The organism is bacterium, assembly GCA_023145965.1.
Taxonomy (GTDB): Bacteria; UBP14; UBA6098; order UBA6098; family UBA6098; genus UBA6098.
The window spans coordinates 1-16,767 of sequence record JAGLDC010000023.1; the positions used below are offsets into that span (position 1 = coordinate 1).

16 protein-coding genes are annotated in these 16,767 nt (G+C 41.0%); all 16 read right to left on the reverse strand.

The genetic code is table 11. From position 1 onward, the window contains the following. A partial coding sequence (ftsW, locus tag KAH81_02700) for a putative lipid II flippase FtsW (GenBank protein ID MCK5832556.1) occupies positions 1-1,234 on the reverse strand: 1,234 nt, incomplete at its 3' end. Continuing rightward, on the reverse strand, positions 1,227-2,585 hold the full coding sequence (gene murD / locus KAH81_02705) for a UDP-N-acetylmuramoyl-L-alanine--D-glutamate ligase (protein MCK5832557.1): 1,359 nt from the start codon (positions 2,583-2,585) through the stop codon (positions 1,227-1,229). The genes ftsW and murD, both read right to left, overlap by 8 nt. A gap of 11 nt (positions 2,586-2,596) precedes the next feature. Next, positions 2,597-3,682 carry a phospho-N-acetylmuramoyl-pentapeptide-transferase gene (locus tag KAH81_02710; protein MCK5832558.1) on the reverse strand — a complete coding sequence of 362 codons (1,086 nt, stop codon included), beginning with the start codon at positions 3,680-3,682 and terminating at the stop codon, positions 2,597-2,599. After that, entirely contained in the window at positions 3,682-3,939 is a 258-nt protein-coding gene (locus KAH81_02715) for a hypothetical protein (GenBank protein ID MCK5832559.1), read from the reverse strand. The genes KAH81_02710 and KAH81_02715 overlap by 1 nt, the downstream gene beginning before the upstream one ends. After that, complete coding sequence (locus KAH81_02720; protein MCK5832560.1) at positions 3,936-5,294, reverse strand: UDP-N-acetylmuramoyl-tripeptide--D-alanyl-D-alanine ligase; 1,359 nt, start codon at positions 5,292-5,294, stop codon at positions 3,936-3,938. The genes KAH81_02715 and KAH81_02720 overlap by 4 nt, the downstream gene beginning before the upstream one ends. 1 nt (position 5,295) lies before the next feature. Then, complete coding sequence (locus KAH81_02725; protein ID MCK5832561.1) at positions 5,296-6,783, reverse strand: UDP-N-acetylmuramoyl-L-alanyl-D-glutamate--2,6-diaminopimelate ligase; 1,488 nt, start codon at positions 6,781-6,783, stop codon at positions 5,296-5,298. Then, on the reverse strand, positions 6,747-8,846 hold the full coding sequence (locus KAH81_02730) for a PASTA domain-containing protein (protein ID MCK5832562.1): 2,100 nt from the start codon (positions 8,844-8,846) through the stop codon (positions 6,747-6,749). Before KAH81_02730 ends, KAH81_02725 begins: the two co-directional genes overlap by 37 nt. Positions 8,847-8,875: 29 nt before the next feature. After that, the gene (locus tag KAH81_02735) at positions 8,876-9,292 is read right to left on the reverse strand and encodes a hypothetical protein (GenBank protein ID MCK5832563.1); all 417 of its coding nucleotides are present in this window, start codon (positions 9,290-9,292) and stop codon (positions 8,876-8,878) included. A 25-nt stretch (positions 9,293-9,317) separates the two neighbouring features. Then, positions 9,318-10,244 carry a 16S rRNA (cytosine(1402)-N(4))-methyltransferase RsmH gene (gene rsmH, locus KAH81_02740; protein MCK5832564.1) on the reverse strand — a complete coding sequence of 309 codons (927 nt, stop codon included), beginning with the start codon at positions 10,242-10,244 and terminating at the stop codon, positions 9,318-9,320. Then, the gene (locus KAH81_02745) at positions 10,228-10,728 is read right to left on the reverse strand and encodes a division/cell wall cluster transcriptional repressor MraZ (GenBank protein ID MCK5832565.1); all 501 of its coding nucleotides are present in this window, start codon (positions 10,726-10,728) and stop codon (positions 10,228-10,230) included. The genes rsmH and KAH81_02745 overlap by 17 nt, the downstream gene beginning before the upstream one ends. Before the next feature lie 297 nt (positions 10,729-11,025). After that, positions 11,026-12,267 carry a CCA tRNA nucleotidyltransferase gene (locus tag KAH81_02750; protein ID MCK5832566.1) on the reverse strand — a complete coding sequence of 414 codons (1,242 nt, stop codon included), beginning with the start codon at positions 12,265-12,267 and terminating at the stop codon, positions 11,026-11,028. Next, complete coding sequence (locus KAH81_02755) at positions 12,264-13,955, reverse strand: lamin tail domain-containing protein (GenBank protein MCK5832567.1); 1,692 nt, start codon at positions 13,953-13,955, stop codon at positions 12,264-12,266. The genes KAH81_02750 and KAH81_02755 overlap by 4 nt, the downstream gene beginning before the upstream one ends. A 2-nt stretch (positions 13,956-13,957) precedes the next feature. Then, the gene (locus tag KAH81_02760) at positions 13,958-14,479 is read right to left on the reverse strand and encodes a thioredoxin fold domain-containing protein (protein ID MCK5832568.1); all 522 of its coding nucleotides are present in this window, start codon (positions 14,477-14,479) and stop codon (positions 13,958-13,960) included. A gap of 181 nt (positions 14,480-14,660) precedes the next feature. Further along, entirely contained in the window at positions 14,661-15,071 is a 411-nt protein-coding gene (locus tag KAH81_02765; protein MCK5832569.1) for a roadblock/LC7 domain-containing protein, read from the reverse strand. Positions 15,072-15,084: 13 nt separating this feature from the next. Beyond that, complete coding sequence (locus KAH81_02770; GenBank protein MCK5832570.1) at positions 15,085-15,684, reverse strand: GTPase domain-containing protein; 600 nt, start codon at positions 15,682-15,684, stop codon at positions 15,085-15,087. Positions 15,685-15,724: 40 nt separating this feature from the next. Next, on the reverse strand, positions 15,725-16,767 hold a 1,043-nt coding region (locus tag KAH81_02775; protein ID MCK5832571.1), incomplete at its 5' end, for a hypothetical protein.

The following is a 16,767-nucleotide window of genomic DNA, read 5'->3' on the forward strand; positions in this document are numbered from 1 at the left end:
GGCCTGGTGGAACTTGAGTTCCCGAGCAATATTTAATGCTGGGATCAAGTGTCCTCCTGTTCCACCGCCTGCGAACATCATTCGCATTTAGACTTCCAATCTGATTTTGATCGTTTAATAAAATAGTTTTCTCCATCGAAACTGTCGCGTGAGACGAGATATTCAGTAAAATTCCACAAGAAGCCATAGTAACCACAAGAGCGGAACCTCCATAACTAATAAAAGGTAATGGAATTCCCGTTGTAGGTAATAGCTTCAGCACCACTCCTACATTCAATGTTGCATAGACAAAAATCATCGAGACAAGGCCGATAGCGAGATTGCATCCAAACCTGTCTGGTGCACGCATGGCAATTTTTATACCTCTCCAACAGAAAAGAAGGAATAGAGCCATTACAATGATCGTTCCTGCGAAACCCAATTCTTCACCAATGACAGCGAAGATGAAATCGGTGTGAATTTCCGGCACATAGAATAGCTTCTGGACACCATTGCCTATTCCTTTACCGATTAAACCTCCGGTTCCGATAGCTATCAGGGATTGATTAATCTGGAATCCGGAGCCGAGTGGGTCACCACCCTGTAAGAATGTGACAATTCTTACGCGAGCATGATCGGAATGAGCCATTCCGAAGGCAAGAATACCCGCAGTGGGTAACCCTATATATGCTAGGAACCTCATTGGAACACCAGCCACGAAAAACATAATGACAGTTACTATTGTTAAAGCTATAGCCATTCCATAATTTGGTTGTATAACAATGAAAGCGACTAAAAAGCCCACAATTGCAACAGCGGGGGCAAAACCTTTCCAGAAATCATCTAAGAGTTCTGCTTTTTTAGCAAGATATTCTGCTAGAAAGATAACTAGAGCTATCTTGGCAAATTCCGAAGGCTGCAGGCTTTGATTGCCAATTTTAATCCATCTTGTTGCACCTTTAACAGCATCCCCGGCAATAGATGGAATTGCAGTAGCTACTACCAATATTGAAGTTATTCCTAAAAAGACCCATGATAACCGTTTATATTTCCTGTAATCGATCTTCGCGGCAGCAAACATCACAATTGCTCCAACAGCTACACGGAATAGTTCTTTTTTTAGGTAATAAGAGGAATCCCCGATCCTTGAATTCTTGGCGCACATAATACTTGTAGCGGAGTAAATCATTACTACTCCGAAAGATAGGAGTATAACCGTTATAAACAGAAGCTTTTTGTCGAACTTATTATTCATGAGCAATTATTTTTATTACCTCTTGAGTGAACATCTCACCTCTTTGTTCATAATTGTCGAACATATCATAGCTAGCACATCCCGGTGAAAGGAGAACAATATCCCCTGAGTGGGCTAGCTTAGATGCCTTTTTTACTGCATGGGAAAGCGAATCTTCTCGATCTATAGGGATTTTTCTGCCCCAAGCTTTTTCGATTATTTCAGCGGTTACACCAATTAAAATTGCATGTTTAACCTTTTTAGCGACCAATTCGGTTAAATCGCTAAAATCGGCCCCTTTATCGGAACCTCCGGCTATAAGGATTATGTTGTTCTTAAAACTTTCCAAAGCAACTTTGAGAGAATCGATATTAGTTGCTTTGCTATCGTTTATAAAAACAACATTCTTCGACTCTCCAACCTTCTCCAGTCTGTGTTTAAGACCCTTGAATCCACGAAGTGCTTTTCTTATGGCCTCTTCGGGGATATCGAATGGAATCGTGCATGCCACAGCTGCGCATGCATTGGAAACATTATGTGGCCCTGGAATACCCATCTGTTCGCAAGGAATAAGCTCGATTGTTTTTCCTTTGAGATTTTTCATAGTGATAACACCATTACGGACGAAACAACCTGTTACGTTTAGGTCATGCCTTCCAAACAACATCACCCGCCCGAGGACTTTAACTGCTAACATAGCAACCTTGGCATCATCCATAGAGAGGATGCTGTAGTCGCTCGCGACCTGATTCATAAAAATTCTTTCTTTTGCCGCGAAATAATTGAATTCATTGCTGTGTCTATTTAGGTGATCTGCGCTCAAATTCAGCATACAAGCCACAAAAGGTCGAAAATCGACAATCCTTTCAAGTTGAAAAGACGACAACTCGATACAATGAATGGTGTTTGAGGTAGCTGAAAGCGCAACATCACAAAATGGTGTTCCAATATTGCCCACAACATTATTATCTTTGCCAGCAGCTTTCAATATTTCTCCAATTAGTGTAACGGTTGTTGATTTTCCGTTACTTCCTGTTATGCCTATGATTTTGCCTTTAGAAACCCTAAAACCGAGTTCTATCTCCGGAATTATTGGAAGCGAAGGCCTGAGATTAGCCGCTTGCTCGAGTATCTCTATGTCCATTGGAACACCGGGAGAAACCACAATCTCGTCGGCAAGACGATATAATGTTTCGGTATGCTTTCCAAGCTCGACGGAAGCGCCGAGATTCCTGAGTATATCGGCCCGGGATTCGAGAATGTGATTATACTGGCCATCACTCACGAAAACAAAAGCCCCAAGGTCTATCAAGAGCTTAGCGGCTGAAAAACCGCTTTTTCCAAGACCTAAAACAGAGATTCTCTTACCCAAATATTCCATTATTACCTTATCTTGAAAGTAGCCAAACCCACAAGGGCACAAATTATCCCAATAATCCAAAACCTGGTTACCACCCGAGTTTCCGGCCAACCTGATAACTCGAAATGGTGATGAATCGGTGTCATTTTAAACACCCTTTTACCTGTCGATTTAAAACTTGCGACCTGAATAATAACACTTAGTGTTTCGATTACGAACACTCCACCGACTATTACCAATAAAAACTCTTTTTTTAGCAAGATAGCTACAGTGCCAAAGGCAGCACCCAGTGCCAAGGCTCCAGTATCACCCATAATCACTTGAGCAGGATGAGAATTAAACCATAAGAAACCGAGAGTTGCACCAGTGATAGCGCCAGAAAACACAGCCAACTCACCAGCACCGGGCAGATATACCAAATTAAGGTAGTTAGAAAAATCGACACGGCCTACCACATATGCGGTCATTGTTAAGAAAGCGGCAACGATACCAGAGAGACCAGTAGCAAGGCCATCTAGGCCATCGGTCAAATTTATTGCATTTGAACTGCTCGTTATTACGAAAGCAATCCAGAAGATGTAAAAAACGCCGAAATCTATACGAATATTTTTTATAAAAGGAACCTCGGTTACAGTTCTCAAAGATTCGATAGGAGGAATAAAATAGAAAATCGCGCCAATTGTCAGACCCAATAGGACTTGAGAAGCAAATTTATCGCGAGCAAGCATTCCTTTTCGGTGGCCTTTGACAATTTTAAGATAGTCATCCCAAAAACCCATGACTGCGCTAAGGAAAGTCCCTAGCAATGCTAACCATACATATATATTCCGAAGATCAGCCCATAAAAGAGTCGAGACAGTAAAGGCTACAACTATTATAATACCACCCATACTGGGTGTGCCTTTTTTGGTTTGGTGATGCTCGGGGCTATCTTCGCGAATAGGATCACCTATATGGTGTTTCCTCAAGAATTTGATAATTGGCGGCCCAATAATAAAGCTGATTACAAGACTGGTCGCAGTTGCAGCGGCTACTCTGAATGTAATATAGCGTAATAGATTAAACACTAAAGAGTTATCACTAAGGGGATAAAGGAGACGATATAACACTATTTCTCCTCCAGCTCTTTTGGTGTTTGAAGTCCCTGGCTCATGCGCCCTTTCTTGATTGCGATTCTGGTCTTGGGTGTTGGAAATCTCTGTGTTATAAAACCGGGGTGAATCGGTCTTTTATAGAGTTTTCCAAATATGTAATTTGGATCGACATATCCTCTTACACCGCTGAAGTGCACTTCGATTCTAACTCCTATCGCATAAACCATAGCGACGAATGCGACAAGAGTAAAAGCTATTGACAATATCCTCATACGGCGCACTTACACTCCCCCAATCTTTCTATAACGCGTTCGAGGCGTAAAGACCTACTGGCCTTTATTAGAACGACGTCTCCTTTCTTTAGAATTCCCTTAAGATTGTCGAACAGTGTATCTATATTGTTTGTTTGAATAATCATATGATCGGGGATACCGACTTCTTTTGCAGACTTAGCCGCATTTCCCATTTGTTCGCCGAATAGGAAAAGAAAATCTGTTTTCCCAGCGGCGTATTCGATAATTTCCTTATGGTATTTCATGCTTTCGGAACCCAGTTCCAACATATCGCCAAGAATAGCTATCCTTCGATTAAGAGAGTAGCCAGCAAAAACATCAAGGGCATGCGTCATAGAAAGAGGGCTTGCGTTATAATAATCTTCAATTAAGGTTATGCCGTCGATTTCACGAATCCTCATTCTTCCGGGGACTCCCTCGAAATCTGCAATACATTTCTTAATCGACTCGAGTCGAATTCCCAACTCCTCGGAAATCGCTATGGCGCACGCCGCTGAAAAAGCTATACCACGACCTCTAACCTGGCTAGTATATACGACGTCGTTGACTTCAAAGAAAGTTGTCTTTGTTGTGAGGATTTTCGAAATCCTATAATCTGCATTATCGCTTTCTCCGAATGTAACTATCATTTCAGGCGCAATGATTTTCTGCCTTTTGAGGCGAAAATCATCTGCATTAAGAAAGACCTTACCGGAATTGGTTAGGTGTCTCAGCAGTTCGAGTTTTTCTTTTGCAATAATATCGAGCGACTTAAGGCCTTCGAGATGAACAGAGGCGATATTTGTTATGACCGCATAATCGGCTCGAATTATTTCGGCGAGCTTTAGCATCTCGCCGGGCATGTTTATCCCTAATTCTAACACCGCGATCTCGTGTTTATCGGTAATTTCGAGAAGAGATAGTGGCAAGCCTATCAGGTTATTGTAATTCTTACTTGATTGAATGACTTTATAGCGTGAGGCAAGGCATTTCGCGACCAACGCTCGTGTTGTCGTTTTTCCTATACTTCCGGTAATGGCGATTATTTTGACATCGAGTTCTTTCCTATATGTTGCCGCAAGTTTTTGGAGAGCCAAAGAGGTATTTTTAACTATTATTTCTGGCACTGAATTCTGAATGTGACGTGAAACTACTACGGCTTTAGCGCCTTTTTTCACTGCTAGATGGACATAATCATGTCCATCGCGGAGACCGCTGAGAGCGAAGAACAATTCCCCACCGGTCATAGTGCGGCTATCAATAGAAATGCGCTCTATCGAGACCTCGCTGCACTGGTCACAATGCAAGTTTCCGTCTATCGCTTTTGCAACATATTTAAGCGATTTAGCCTTCAATTTAATCCTTTAATCCATTCATTATTAGCCATTCCTCAGCTATCTCACAATCGTCGAAATGCCTTTTGGTATTTCCAATAATCTGATAATCCTCGTGTCCTTTACCTGCTATAAGAACCACATCTCCCGGTTTAGCGATAGATAAGGCGAAATATATTGCTTCTTTTCTATTCTCGATAAGGTGTTTCTTTGCTGACTCTGGAACACCTTGGGAAACCTGTTCGATAATTGAATAGGGATTTTCTGACCGAGGATTATCGCTGGTAATGATGATGAGATCGGACATATTCCCAGCGACAGCGCCCATCTTCGGTCTTTTGCTTTTATCCCTGTCTCCACCAGCGCCAAACACAGTTATAACCTTTCCTGTCGCAATCTGCCTGCAGGAATGTATTGCATTTTTAAGGGCATCGGGTGTGTGAGAATAGTCGATATAGATCGAGAAATTCTGATTTCCAAATATCCTTTGTAGCCTTCCGAGCACTCCTTTAAATTCGCTAAGACCTCGGGCTATAGCTTCCAAAGACCAACCATTTGCCAAACCAATGCCTACGGCACAAAGTGAATTATACACATTAAAATAACCCGGAATTCTAAGTTCTACTTCTATTGTCCCAACTGGCGAATCTAGAATGTAATTTGTTTTATCACTCGAACAGATAATATTTCGTGCTACAATATCGGCTTGTGTTTGAATTCCATAACTTATCACTTCACTGCTTCTGGTTGTCTCCGAAAGCCTTTTACCGTAATCATCATCGACACATATAACACTTATTGAATCCAATTCGGCTTCCTCGAATATTCTGCTTTTTATATCGAAGTAGCTTTCCATGTCTTTATGGTAATCGAGATGATCTTGAGTAAGATTCGTGAAGCCGATAGCCTTGAACATCAAGCCCCAGCACCTCTGTTGAGCAATTCCATGGCTGGAAATCTCCATCGCTACACCGCTTAGACCATCTTCAACCATTTCCGAGAGAATTTTATATATTGTCACGGAATCCGGCGTTGTGAATAATAATGGGCTGTATTTTTCGCCATATGAATAACCCAGAGTTCCAATAACACCCCATTTTTCATCACATGATGAGGCTACAGTTTTTATCATGTGTGTAGTAGTTGTTTTTCCGTTTGTGCCGGTTACTCCGGCAATCGCGATTTTTTCTTCCGGTTTTTGATAAAACTCTCTAGCGGCTTTCGCTAAAGCGATTCTCGTATCTGGAACACATATCACTCTCGCTTCGGGATCGAGTGCTCTCTCTACTACAACAGCCACGGCCCCTCTTTCAAACGCTTCGGGCACATAGAAATGCCCATCAACGGACTCACCACTCACAGCAAAAAAGAGAATACCCGGTTCCACCTTTCTCGAATCCGAACTCAGACCTTTCACATATGTGTTTTTCATATCGAAAGAGACCTCGCCACCGATAGCCTCGACAAGCACCTTTAGAGGGATTTCCTTATTGCGCATTTTAAAAGGCATATATCATCTCTGTTAATAAATTTACCGGGTTTAGGATCTTGATTTTCTACTACTCCCATTCCTACTATTCTAAAATTGACATTAGCTTGAGCCATTTCCAATACAGCATCTCTAAGAGGCATTCCAATTACATCCGGTATTTCGACTTGATTGCTCGGTTTGCTTTCATTGGATTTAAGCATAAGACTCACCCTCGATGAAGGTGGAACAAGACGTCCCGGAAGCGGGGATTGTCCGATTACGAAACCAATGCCAAATGTATCCGGTTGGAGGTTTCTGAATTCGAGAATATCAATCGCTTGACTGGCTGACATTCTTCTTACATCCGGAACTATAACAAAATCGGATTTATTGACTTGCCTATGATTATTTTCAACAACCGGTGAAACAATACCTGTAGCAAAGGCTTTTGTGACTATATTCTTCCAAACAGGCGCTCCAGTCCACCCCCCCCAATAGAGGCCTTTAGATGGATTATCGATTATGATCACCCCAACTATTTGAGGTGATTCGACCGGTGCAAATCCCACAAATGAGCTGATGAACTTGTCATCCCAATATCCTCGTCCGTTTTCTTTAACTTTTTGTGCGGTTCCTGTTTTTCCCGCCACCGTCATTCCTTCGATTGCCGCGCGAACGCCCGTGCCGGAATCAACGACTTCTTGTAAGAGTTTACACAATATCTCTGCGTTGTCTTCATCCATAACTCGGCGTATCTCTGTAGGAGTTTTCTGACGGATAATTCTTCCGGAAGGATCCTGAACGCTTTCCACCAGATAGGGTTGCATCATTATCCCTCGATTAGCGATAGCTGCGTATGCGGTGGCCATTTGAATTGCTGTAACAGCAACCTCATGTCCCATAGGAAATGCAGCGGGAGTCATACGACTCCAGGTTTCAGGTCGATGGAGAATACCCACGACTTCACCGGGAAGATCAACACCTGTCGGGCTACCAAAGCCAAAGGCTCTAGCATATGTGTATAATATTTGTGGAGATAATTTGAATGATAGTTTAATTGTGCCTATATTTGAGCTATGAACCAAAACTTCACGCGCGGTTATTTTACCATGATTATCAGCATCATGTATAGTGTCATTGCAGTAATACCAACTCCCATCCTCACAGTCAACTGTTTCATCGACAGCAAAAGCGTCATTTTCCAGCAATGCCGAAAAAGTCACGATCTTAAAGGTGCTACCGGGTTCATATATATCTGTTATCTGTCGTATTTTTCTTGAATATATATCCGATTCCCCAGGTTGGTTTGGATCATAATCGGGATAACAGGCCATTGCGAGAATCTCGCCTGTTGATGGTTTTAGGAAAACGGCCATTCCATTTTCAGCGCCAAATGATTCCACGCCCTCTGCTAATTCTGTTTCAACTATCTGTTGAAGATTGGGATCGATAGTTAAATAAACATCCGCGCCGGGTATTGTCGGTTTTCCGCCCAGTTGGTAAACGCGATAGGGTCTTCCGGCTGCATCGGAAATAACAACCCTTTCACCATCCTGGCCTTCGAGGTAGGAATCATAATATAGCTCGATGCCTTCCATTCCCTTGCTATCGACATTAATGAAGCCCAGTATCTGCCCAGCGGTTTGGCCATATGGATATACTCTATCGTAAATTGGTATTGAGAAAACGCTATCTTCTTCGAGCGCCTTCAATTTTTGCGCTTTTGCTAAATCCACATGACGAGCTATGTATAACCAATTGCCTTTGGAGTTTTTAATCCTATTTTCAGTATATCCAGGTTCAAAACCGAGAACGTCAGAGAACATCGAATCGACACGCTGAACATTACAAACGCTGGTTTTGGTGGTCCAAAAATCGAACGCTATGCTGTTTTTCGCTAATGCTTCATTATCATGGCCGTATATAACTCCTCTTAAGGCCTGGATTTTTTCAACTTTGCGGTGTTGTTCGCGCGCTTTTTTATCCCATTCATTCGAGGATATAACCTGAACTGCGAACAATCGTCCTACAATAACTACCCAGACAATTGCCCCCAGTATCCCAGTAATAATAACTCTATTCAGGTTACGACGACCAACCACAATTGACCCTTAAAACAAGAAAAGGCGGCTTAGATAGAGCCGCCGATTTCTTCGCTATTTAATTCGAAAGCCCCTACGACAAGACCATCGATCTTTCTACGCGCTCTAGCGAAGAAATCGTTTAAAAAAAACGATTTTTCTATTTCCTCATGAACAAATGGCTCCGCGAGGACTACGACCTCGTTTAAAGTTGCCGAACGAAGACCGAAGTCCATTTCGGCTATTCGTTCTAATTCTTTCGTTTCTGAAATGCGCACAATATCGCGTTCCAATTCATTATTCTGATCTTTCAAAGAGGTTAGGAATTCGCCGTTCGTGGCTAATCTATCCTCTAACTTTATGAGATAAACCCTCTGAGCCACCAAAACCAAAGCAAAAAGCAAAACAAAGGTCCATATAATTATTAACCTTAGGTTTTGAAAAACATTTAAAATAAGTTCTCGCAAAATCTCTCCTTATCCTCTATTCATTTCATAACTTGAGTGCATACCTAAGTTTCGCACTTCTTGAACGAGAATTTTCCATCACTTGCACGTTTGACGGACGAAAAGGCTTTTTTGAAATTAGTCTGATTTGTGCGGTATGGCCGCATCTACATTGAGGAAGCTCCGGCGGGCAAATGCAACCTTTCGACTCTTGAAAGAAATAGCGTTTAACTATTCGATCTTCGAGCGAATGGTAACTTATAACGACAATAACGCCGTCCGGGATTAGTAAATCGAGTGCCGCAGTTAGGCCTCGCCGAAGCCGTTCAAGTTCCCCATTTATATGAATCCTGATTGCCTGAAAAACTCTGGCGAAATCGGGATTTTTGTGATATGGAATTGCTCTCGCTATAGCCTGATTTAGGTCCCAAGTTGTATCCATTTTGTCTCGATCCCTCGATGCAATTATCTCAGCAGCGATTTTCTTGGCGTGTTTGACTTCGCCGAATTCATAAAGGATCTTTGTCAGAGTTTCAAAATCCGTTGAATTTATAAATTCTTTAGCTGATATTCCAGTATTGCTCATCCTCATATCAAGCTCAGCCTCATTTGAGAAACTGAAACCTCTCTCTGGTTTGTCTATTTGAAGGCTACTTATCCCAAGGTCGAACAATATACCGGAAACACGAGTTTCATTTTCGTCCCGTGCAATCGCCTCTAAATCCGAAAAGTCTCCCTGAACAAATTTGATTCTATCTTTATATAGAGCCAATCTTTTCGAACTTCTTTCGATGGCCTGAGGGTCCTTATCGATTCCGAGTATGCTGATTTCATCTCTGCTCTCCAGCAAGGCTTTTGAATGACCTCCATCACCCAAAGTAGCATCGATTATTGTGCCCTCGGGAGCCAAAGCAAGGAATTCCAATACTCTGTCTTTTAAAACCGGTATATGATAATTACTCTTTCCATTCATCGTTTTGTTCCTCGAAACTGTTTCGCCCAAGATTTGAAAAGAACATGTTTGCTATCTCGTCGTAATCTGTTTCACTCTCAGCACAAGCCTGCTCATAACGAGCCTCATTCCATAGCTCTATCCATGAACCAACTCCTACAAGAAGCGCATTATCTTCAATTTCTGCGAATTCTCTTAGGTTCTTTGGAAGCAATATTCTTCCTTGATTATCAAGTTGAACTTCAAAAGCATTTGGGTATAATCTTCTAGCGAAATCGACAATGCCTTTAGCTTTAAGTTGAGGTCTGAATTCCTGTGCTGTCTTGTGAAAATCTGAAACCGGAACTAACGCAAGGCATTTACTTGAACCTTTTAAGAGGATAAAACTTGTATATGCCCTATCCCTATCATATTGCCGAAGCGTTACAGGTATTTGCAGTCTGCCTTTGGCATCGATTTTATGTTCGAATCTACCGAAAAACAAGTTTTTCCCACTTTTTGACATTTTTAGGGTTTCTGCCCCACTTCCTCTTAAATAATAAAGCTTTATAATTTACGTGTCAAGCTTAAATTTGATTTTTTTGGAGATAAATTGTTTTATATCAATACAATACTAACATTAGTTCGCTTTTTTAATAAAATAAAAATATATCAACATCTTATATAATGAAGATATACAATAAGTTACAACTGATTCTTAATTTTTTAGTGGAAGGATCTATTTCTTTAAAATATTTAATATATTTTGATAAAGAAATCAGTTAATATATTGCACAATAATAAGTTATGTGGCAATAATAATTTATTGGGAATTTATATTATTTAGAAATTCTCTTGCCTTATATTTTGAATCAATCAAGCCAGTTAATTCAGCATATCTGAGCGATAAAAGAATTTTTGGTAAGTTTGCAGGTTTTACTTGAAGTATTGAATCTGCAAGCTCTTTGCCCATTAAGAAAGGTTGGGTTCCAATCTTTGGGAAAAGGCGCGCTAATTCTATCTCAAAGGGAATATTGGGTGCTAACAAATGAGCTATTTGCCTTATCGTATTCAGTTTATTTGAATCCACTAAGGCGACAGCCTCTGCTTTGCTAATCTTCTTCAATTGGAAGATTTTTTTTACACCCATCGAGATGTCATAAATTTCCTGGCGATTCTTTTTTGTAAAATTAAGTTTATCCAATTTATTTCTAAGTAATTTACCTGATTCCAAATTGAAATCTAATGGCATAAGAGTTATTGCCCACATTCCGTATATATCTACTATACTTGAGGCTCTATCCATTACTGAAAGCCTCCTCTCCAATCGAGAATCTTCAATGAAATTATAATTATTGGTGAAAATATTTTGCCATAGGCCGTATTTTAGAAGTAATCTAAAGCCCCTGCCCGGATGGCCGGAGACAATAATTCCTTCGAGCTCTCGCCTTATTCTATCGGACGATAAAACCGATACCTGATCGGTTAATTCTTCAATAGCCGATGAGTCTTTTTCTGAAAGTGAAAAATCGAGTTTCGTAGCAAAACGGATCGCACGAAGAAGTCGAAGTTTATCTTCTGTGTATCTTGTTACAGGATCACCGATAGCACGAATTGTCCTCGAATAGAGGTCCGCGATTCCCCCCACTAAATCGATAATTTCCATATCGGTTGGGTTTACCGCAAGGGCATTCACGGAAAAATCTCGCCTTCTAACGTCTTTTTCAAAAGAATCTGTAAGTCTTACATCGCAATGGCGGCCATCACAGGATATTTCCTCACGGAAATGGGCTATCTCTATACTTCCAATTTCACATGGAATAGTAAACACGGAATATTTTTGAAAACCAATAGGTTTCGCTCCTGGTAGAATATCTAATAGAGTTTCCGAATCGCAGGCTGTGCACAGATCAACATCCAAAGATGGAATACCCAGCAAGGAATCTCTGACTGCGCCACCAACAATATACGTAGAAAATCCCGACTCATCCAATTTTTTGGCAATATCAAGCGCTTTAATAAACTGATCTCTAGATTTTTTATCTACAGATAGGGTAAATATCATTTAACTCCACCGGTTATCGCGATTGCTTTTTTCACGCGGTTTCCATCGGAATCCTTAGCAAAAACAATATATATACCACTCGGAAGAACATCTCCCCTATCGTCGGTTCCATTCCAACTAATTTCGTATCCAATGGGGTTATCAGGACTAGAAAGAACTTTTTTAATATTTCCAAGACGGTCGTAGATTTTAACTTCGAGCCCACCAGCAGGAAGACTTAATTTGATCAAGACATTTTCCAAGGATGGGTCAAAGGGATTCGGTTCGATTTCGATAATCTTATCCCCCTCAGGTTTGCTCCATATCGCATTATCGCAACCAACTGAATTCCCAGAAGGTGAACATACCAAAGAAGTGCCTCCAATCGAGGTTACTTCAGCAGAAATCCCATTTGTCATACATTCCCCAAAATTATTACTATTATATTGGATAGACTGTCTGGGTAAACCGTTATTATCGAAAAGGCGAATTTGATCTTCATCATTGTTTAGGCTGGCCCAACTTGAAGGTTCAAGAAGGATAGAGCCTTCACAAAGAGTATCGAAGAAGGTCGAGGTGTCCCGGCATAAAACTGCAAACTGACCGGCATCAAGAGTGCATGCCGGGATATTTTTCAGTGTTAATTCATCACCGATCTGCCACCCCGTCAAATCGATAGATTCCTCGCCTCTGTTGTATATCTCAATCCACTCGGAATAACCGGTTAAAGGCATGAACATGAATTCGGTAATACAAATTGGCCAGCCATCCGGGCCAAAAAGAAGGTCTATCGCTCCCGAGTTGTTAGAGGAGTTATCATCTTCGCCAAGTTGGGCAATTATTGTCCAATGGCCATTTGGAAGGTCGAGAGGAAACTCAATAACTCTTTGACCACCTGCTTCGACAAAAGAAATACTGAAAGAATCAATAGGTTCTGTTAGCTCTTCGGACAAAAAGATATATAATATGCCATCTGTGAAATCATCATCCCCAGAATTGGAAATGAAAACAAAAAGACTCCCTGGAGAGGATGTTATTGGGTTGCTCGACGAAATAAGTGAATCAATTCTCAAATCTCGGGGAAAAGGCCAATTTGAATTTCTATACCCCGGGGTTGAGCCGGCATTACATTGCATCCAATTACCTGCGGAATTCGGAAGATTTCTTTCAATGCTAGAACCCTCTTCTGGGTCAAATTCTGCGGGGAAATAATCAATTGTATCACCATAAGAGTCAAAAATAGTAATAGGATCATCGTCGGAAAGGCGGCTTCCGCCAAGGTCGGTTGTCGAGGATATTGTGAGAACGACGCATCCCGCAGGCCAATTATAAGGTTGGTCATTGGCTTGGGACACATACTCTGGATCAATAATTAGCGCAAAACCAAATGGAGATATAATTGTGGAGTTATAAATTCCATCGGAATCTGATGGAAGTACAGGCAGAATAGCTTGGCAATTCGTAAGGAAATCGATATCGTCGCCATCGTCTATAGACCACCCTTCTAAATCAATCGAATCTGGTCCAAAATTATATAACTCAATAAACTCATTCGAATCATCTCCGGGTATGTCATTCCATGCGCCGTTGGGGTTACTCATAACCTCGGAGATAATTATCGATTGACTAAAAAGAGGATTAGTTAAAGCAACAACACATATAAAAAAGGAAACCAAGAAACTCCGATAGATTCGACTAATTCTTTTCATTATTAATTTTTATCTTGTGCTTCGATAATTTTACTTGAAATAAGGTATTCTTGGTAAGAAAGATCTTCATACCAATACCCGGCTACATAATCTAGAATAAAAATGAATCTTTCAGCGGGGATATAACCTGGAAGTTTGGCAACCACATTACCCGAGGTATCAATAAAAGTGGTATATGGAGTGCCTCTTCCAGCCAGTTTAACGGCCAATTCGCGCTCGGTTAACTCTTCTCCCATCCAATCAATCTTTCTATTTGAGGCAATATTTATCTTGGCTCCAATGAAGTTTTCGTTTAAGTGTTTGGCAATAGCAATATTACCGAAGGTCGAGTTATCCATTTTCCTGCACCATCCGCAACCGATAGAATAGAAATTGATAATGAGGTGTTTATTGCTTTTCTTGGCCGCTGGATATGCCACTGAAAAGTCTAACCATTCCCATTCGATCACTTGCTCCTGGTTTGCATATGCAGAAAAGAGGAACAAAACAATCATGAGCAAAATAAATGTAGGTCTTTCTCTCATGGAAGTTAATATATAGATTGTGTTTATGATGTCAAACTGAAAGCATATTCCTGATATTCGATTTGCCATATCTCTTCCCCGTTTTAATTTACATCGGTCAGTAAATAGTGACGGGGTAAGGGTTTTAGGCATCGATTTGGGTGCTCAATAACCGACAAATCTAAAATTCTATAAATGAAGATTATTTCTTGATTCTTTGGATGATCTCTGCGATGATGGGTTCTAGTTTTTTCGTAGCTTCCCGTGCACAAAGCCTTATCATACCGACAGTAGTGCTTACATCGAAAACAGCGACTAAAATCCCGAAATCGGCAACAAGTGATATATATATATTGCTTCGTTTTCCCTGATGGAATACACCAAGAAATTCTTTCTCTCCAACTACTTTAGCTAAAGCCTGAGTGCTGGCGAAAGACCCGGCGGTAAGCGCTGCCAGAGATTGTAGCTCAACTCCAGAAAAATCACCCTTCCGAGAGAGTATAACCCCACTTTTTCCAACCAACATCGCCAGCCTTGCGCCACTTTCCTCGATAAATCCAGCGAGAACTGTTTCCAATTTAATCTTATCAATCTCGTAAATTATAATATTCAATTAAACCTCCGAATTAGCCTTTTATTTCTTTAAGAATCTTAGCTACGACCATCCGCGTAATATTATTCAAAACCTCAAATACACCTTTTCCTTCTGTAGCAACAGCCTCGAAAGCTGGAACCTTGAATTTTTCACGATTAAGAAGATAATCCATATATTCCAAACGGGCAGCATCATTCAGGTCCCTTTTATTATATTCCAAAATATATGGCATATCAGTAAGCTTAATTCCTTCTTCAAGTAGGTTTTCTTTAAGATTAATGAAAGAATCTACATTTTCTTTCTGGTGAGACCACTGTGAATCCGCAACAAAGACTATGCCATCGGAACCCTGAAGCACCAATTTTCTTGTGGCATTATATTGAACCTGTCCCGGAACCGTATAAAGCTGGAATTTAGCTTTAAATCCGGGGATGATGTCCGTTTCAATTGGCAAAAAATCGAAATACAATGTTCTATCGCCATCGGTAGCAATTGAGACCATATCTGTAAGGCTTTTTCCTGAAATACGCTGATGAATATAAAGAAGATTGGTTGTCTTTCCCGACATCCCGGGGCCATAATAAACTATCTTAACAGTTACTTCTTTATCGGCAACATTTATTTGCGCCATAAGCCTCCCTTAAAAAAATGTCGGAATTGCAACAGGTTAATCATAAGTCTTTCTCATCAAAAGCGATTTTTTCAGATAGCTCGGAGGCCTCAGATGCCCATTTTGATTCCTCTCGTTCCTCCGGCATCTTATTCATTATTATCGATGGAGATACCTGCTGCATCACATCTGCTAAGGGAATAATCAATTTCAGTTCCTGCAAATTTCTACCCTGCTCGGCGGATATAAAATTAACAAGTTCGATTGGGACCTGGTTATATATATAGTCTGCTGTTAACTCTATAGCGCCTGCCCCGAATTGATCCATAATTAAGGATAATGGAACCTGTAATTTGTAATCTGAACCGCGTCTAAGCAATTTATTAAGCACAGCCGAGGCTTCGGAGTTCTTGCCGTAATCAATAATCCGGCGCACCGATAGAGTAATCAAATCGGTGGGTTTTCCCGCTAGCTCTTTTGCCGAAGGTTTTTCTCTGGCTACTTTTTTCTTCTCTTCTTCCTCGGTGTCGGGCTTATTCTCCTCTTCCTCGGACTGATTTTCTGGTATTCCAACATCCATTCCCGGAAAATCCGGGAGGGGTGGGAGTTCATCAAGAGAAATTATCGGCTTCTCCTCAAAACTCATAGCAGGAAGGTCATTCTCCGATAATATATTTAGAAATTCGTCGAGATTCGGTTTGGGTTCCTCCAACACCTCGGAGGTTTTTAAATCAGTTTCTGCAAAAGTCTTCTCCTCGCCGACATCCTCGGACAGAACCATTTCCTCTAGGGCGATCTCTTCTTCGGGAATCGATGGTTCCTCATTTTCGGAAACGGATGGAATTAACAGTGGTGGTAATTCGATTTCACCGAGGAGTTCGTTAATATCGAGTTCTAGGTTTTTTTCTTCTGGTTTTTCTGCCGGTTTCTCCTCTTGTAACTCGACATCAGGCTGTGGTAGAACTTCTTTGGGAGGAATTATTTCTGTTTCAACCTTTTCTTGCGGTTGCCTTGTTTGTTCTTTTTGTTTTGACGATTCTAGCTTTTGGCTTTCGGTTTCGAATTTTGGAAGCTTTATTTCCGCCTCGGTTTTTCCTTCCGGTT

What these genes read in the sequence shown, in the direction of transcription:
- KAH81_02745 (MCK5832565.1), bottom strand. Translation starts at nt 10,728, where the DNA reads ATGTCAAAAAGTGGGAAAAACTTGTTTTTCGGTAGATTCGAACATAAA.
- KAH81_02750 (MCK5832566.1), bottom strand. Translation starts at nt 12,267, where the DNA reads ATGATATTTACCCTATCTGTAGATAAAAAATCTAGAGATCAGTTTATT.
- KAH81_02755 (MCK5832567.1), bottom strand. Translation starts at nt 13,955, where the DNA reads ATGAAAAGAATTAGTCGAATCTATCGGAGTTTCTTGGTTTCCTTTTTT.
- KAH81_02715 (MCK5832559.1), bottom strand. Translation starts at nt 3,939, where the DNA reads ATGAGGATATTGTCAATAGCTTTTACTCTTGTCGCATTCGTCGCTATG.
- KAH81_02760 (MCK5832568.1), bottom strand. Translation starts at nt 14,479, where the DNA reads ATGAGAGAAAGACCTACATTTATTTTGCTCATGATTGTTTTGTTCCTC.
- KAH81_02770 (MCK5832570.1), bottom strand. Translation starts at nt 15,684, where the DNA reads ATGGCGCAAATAAATGTTGCCGATAAAGAAGTAACTGTTAAGATAGTT.
- KAH81_02725 (MCK5832561.1), bottom strand. Translation starts at nt 6,783, where the DNA reads ATGCCTTTTAAAATGCGCAATAAGGAAATCCCTCTAAAGGTGCTTGTC.
- rsmH (MCK5832564.1), bottom strand. Translation starts at nt 10,244, where the DNA reads ATGAATGGAAAGAGTAATTATCATATACCGGTTTTAAAAGACAGAGTA.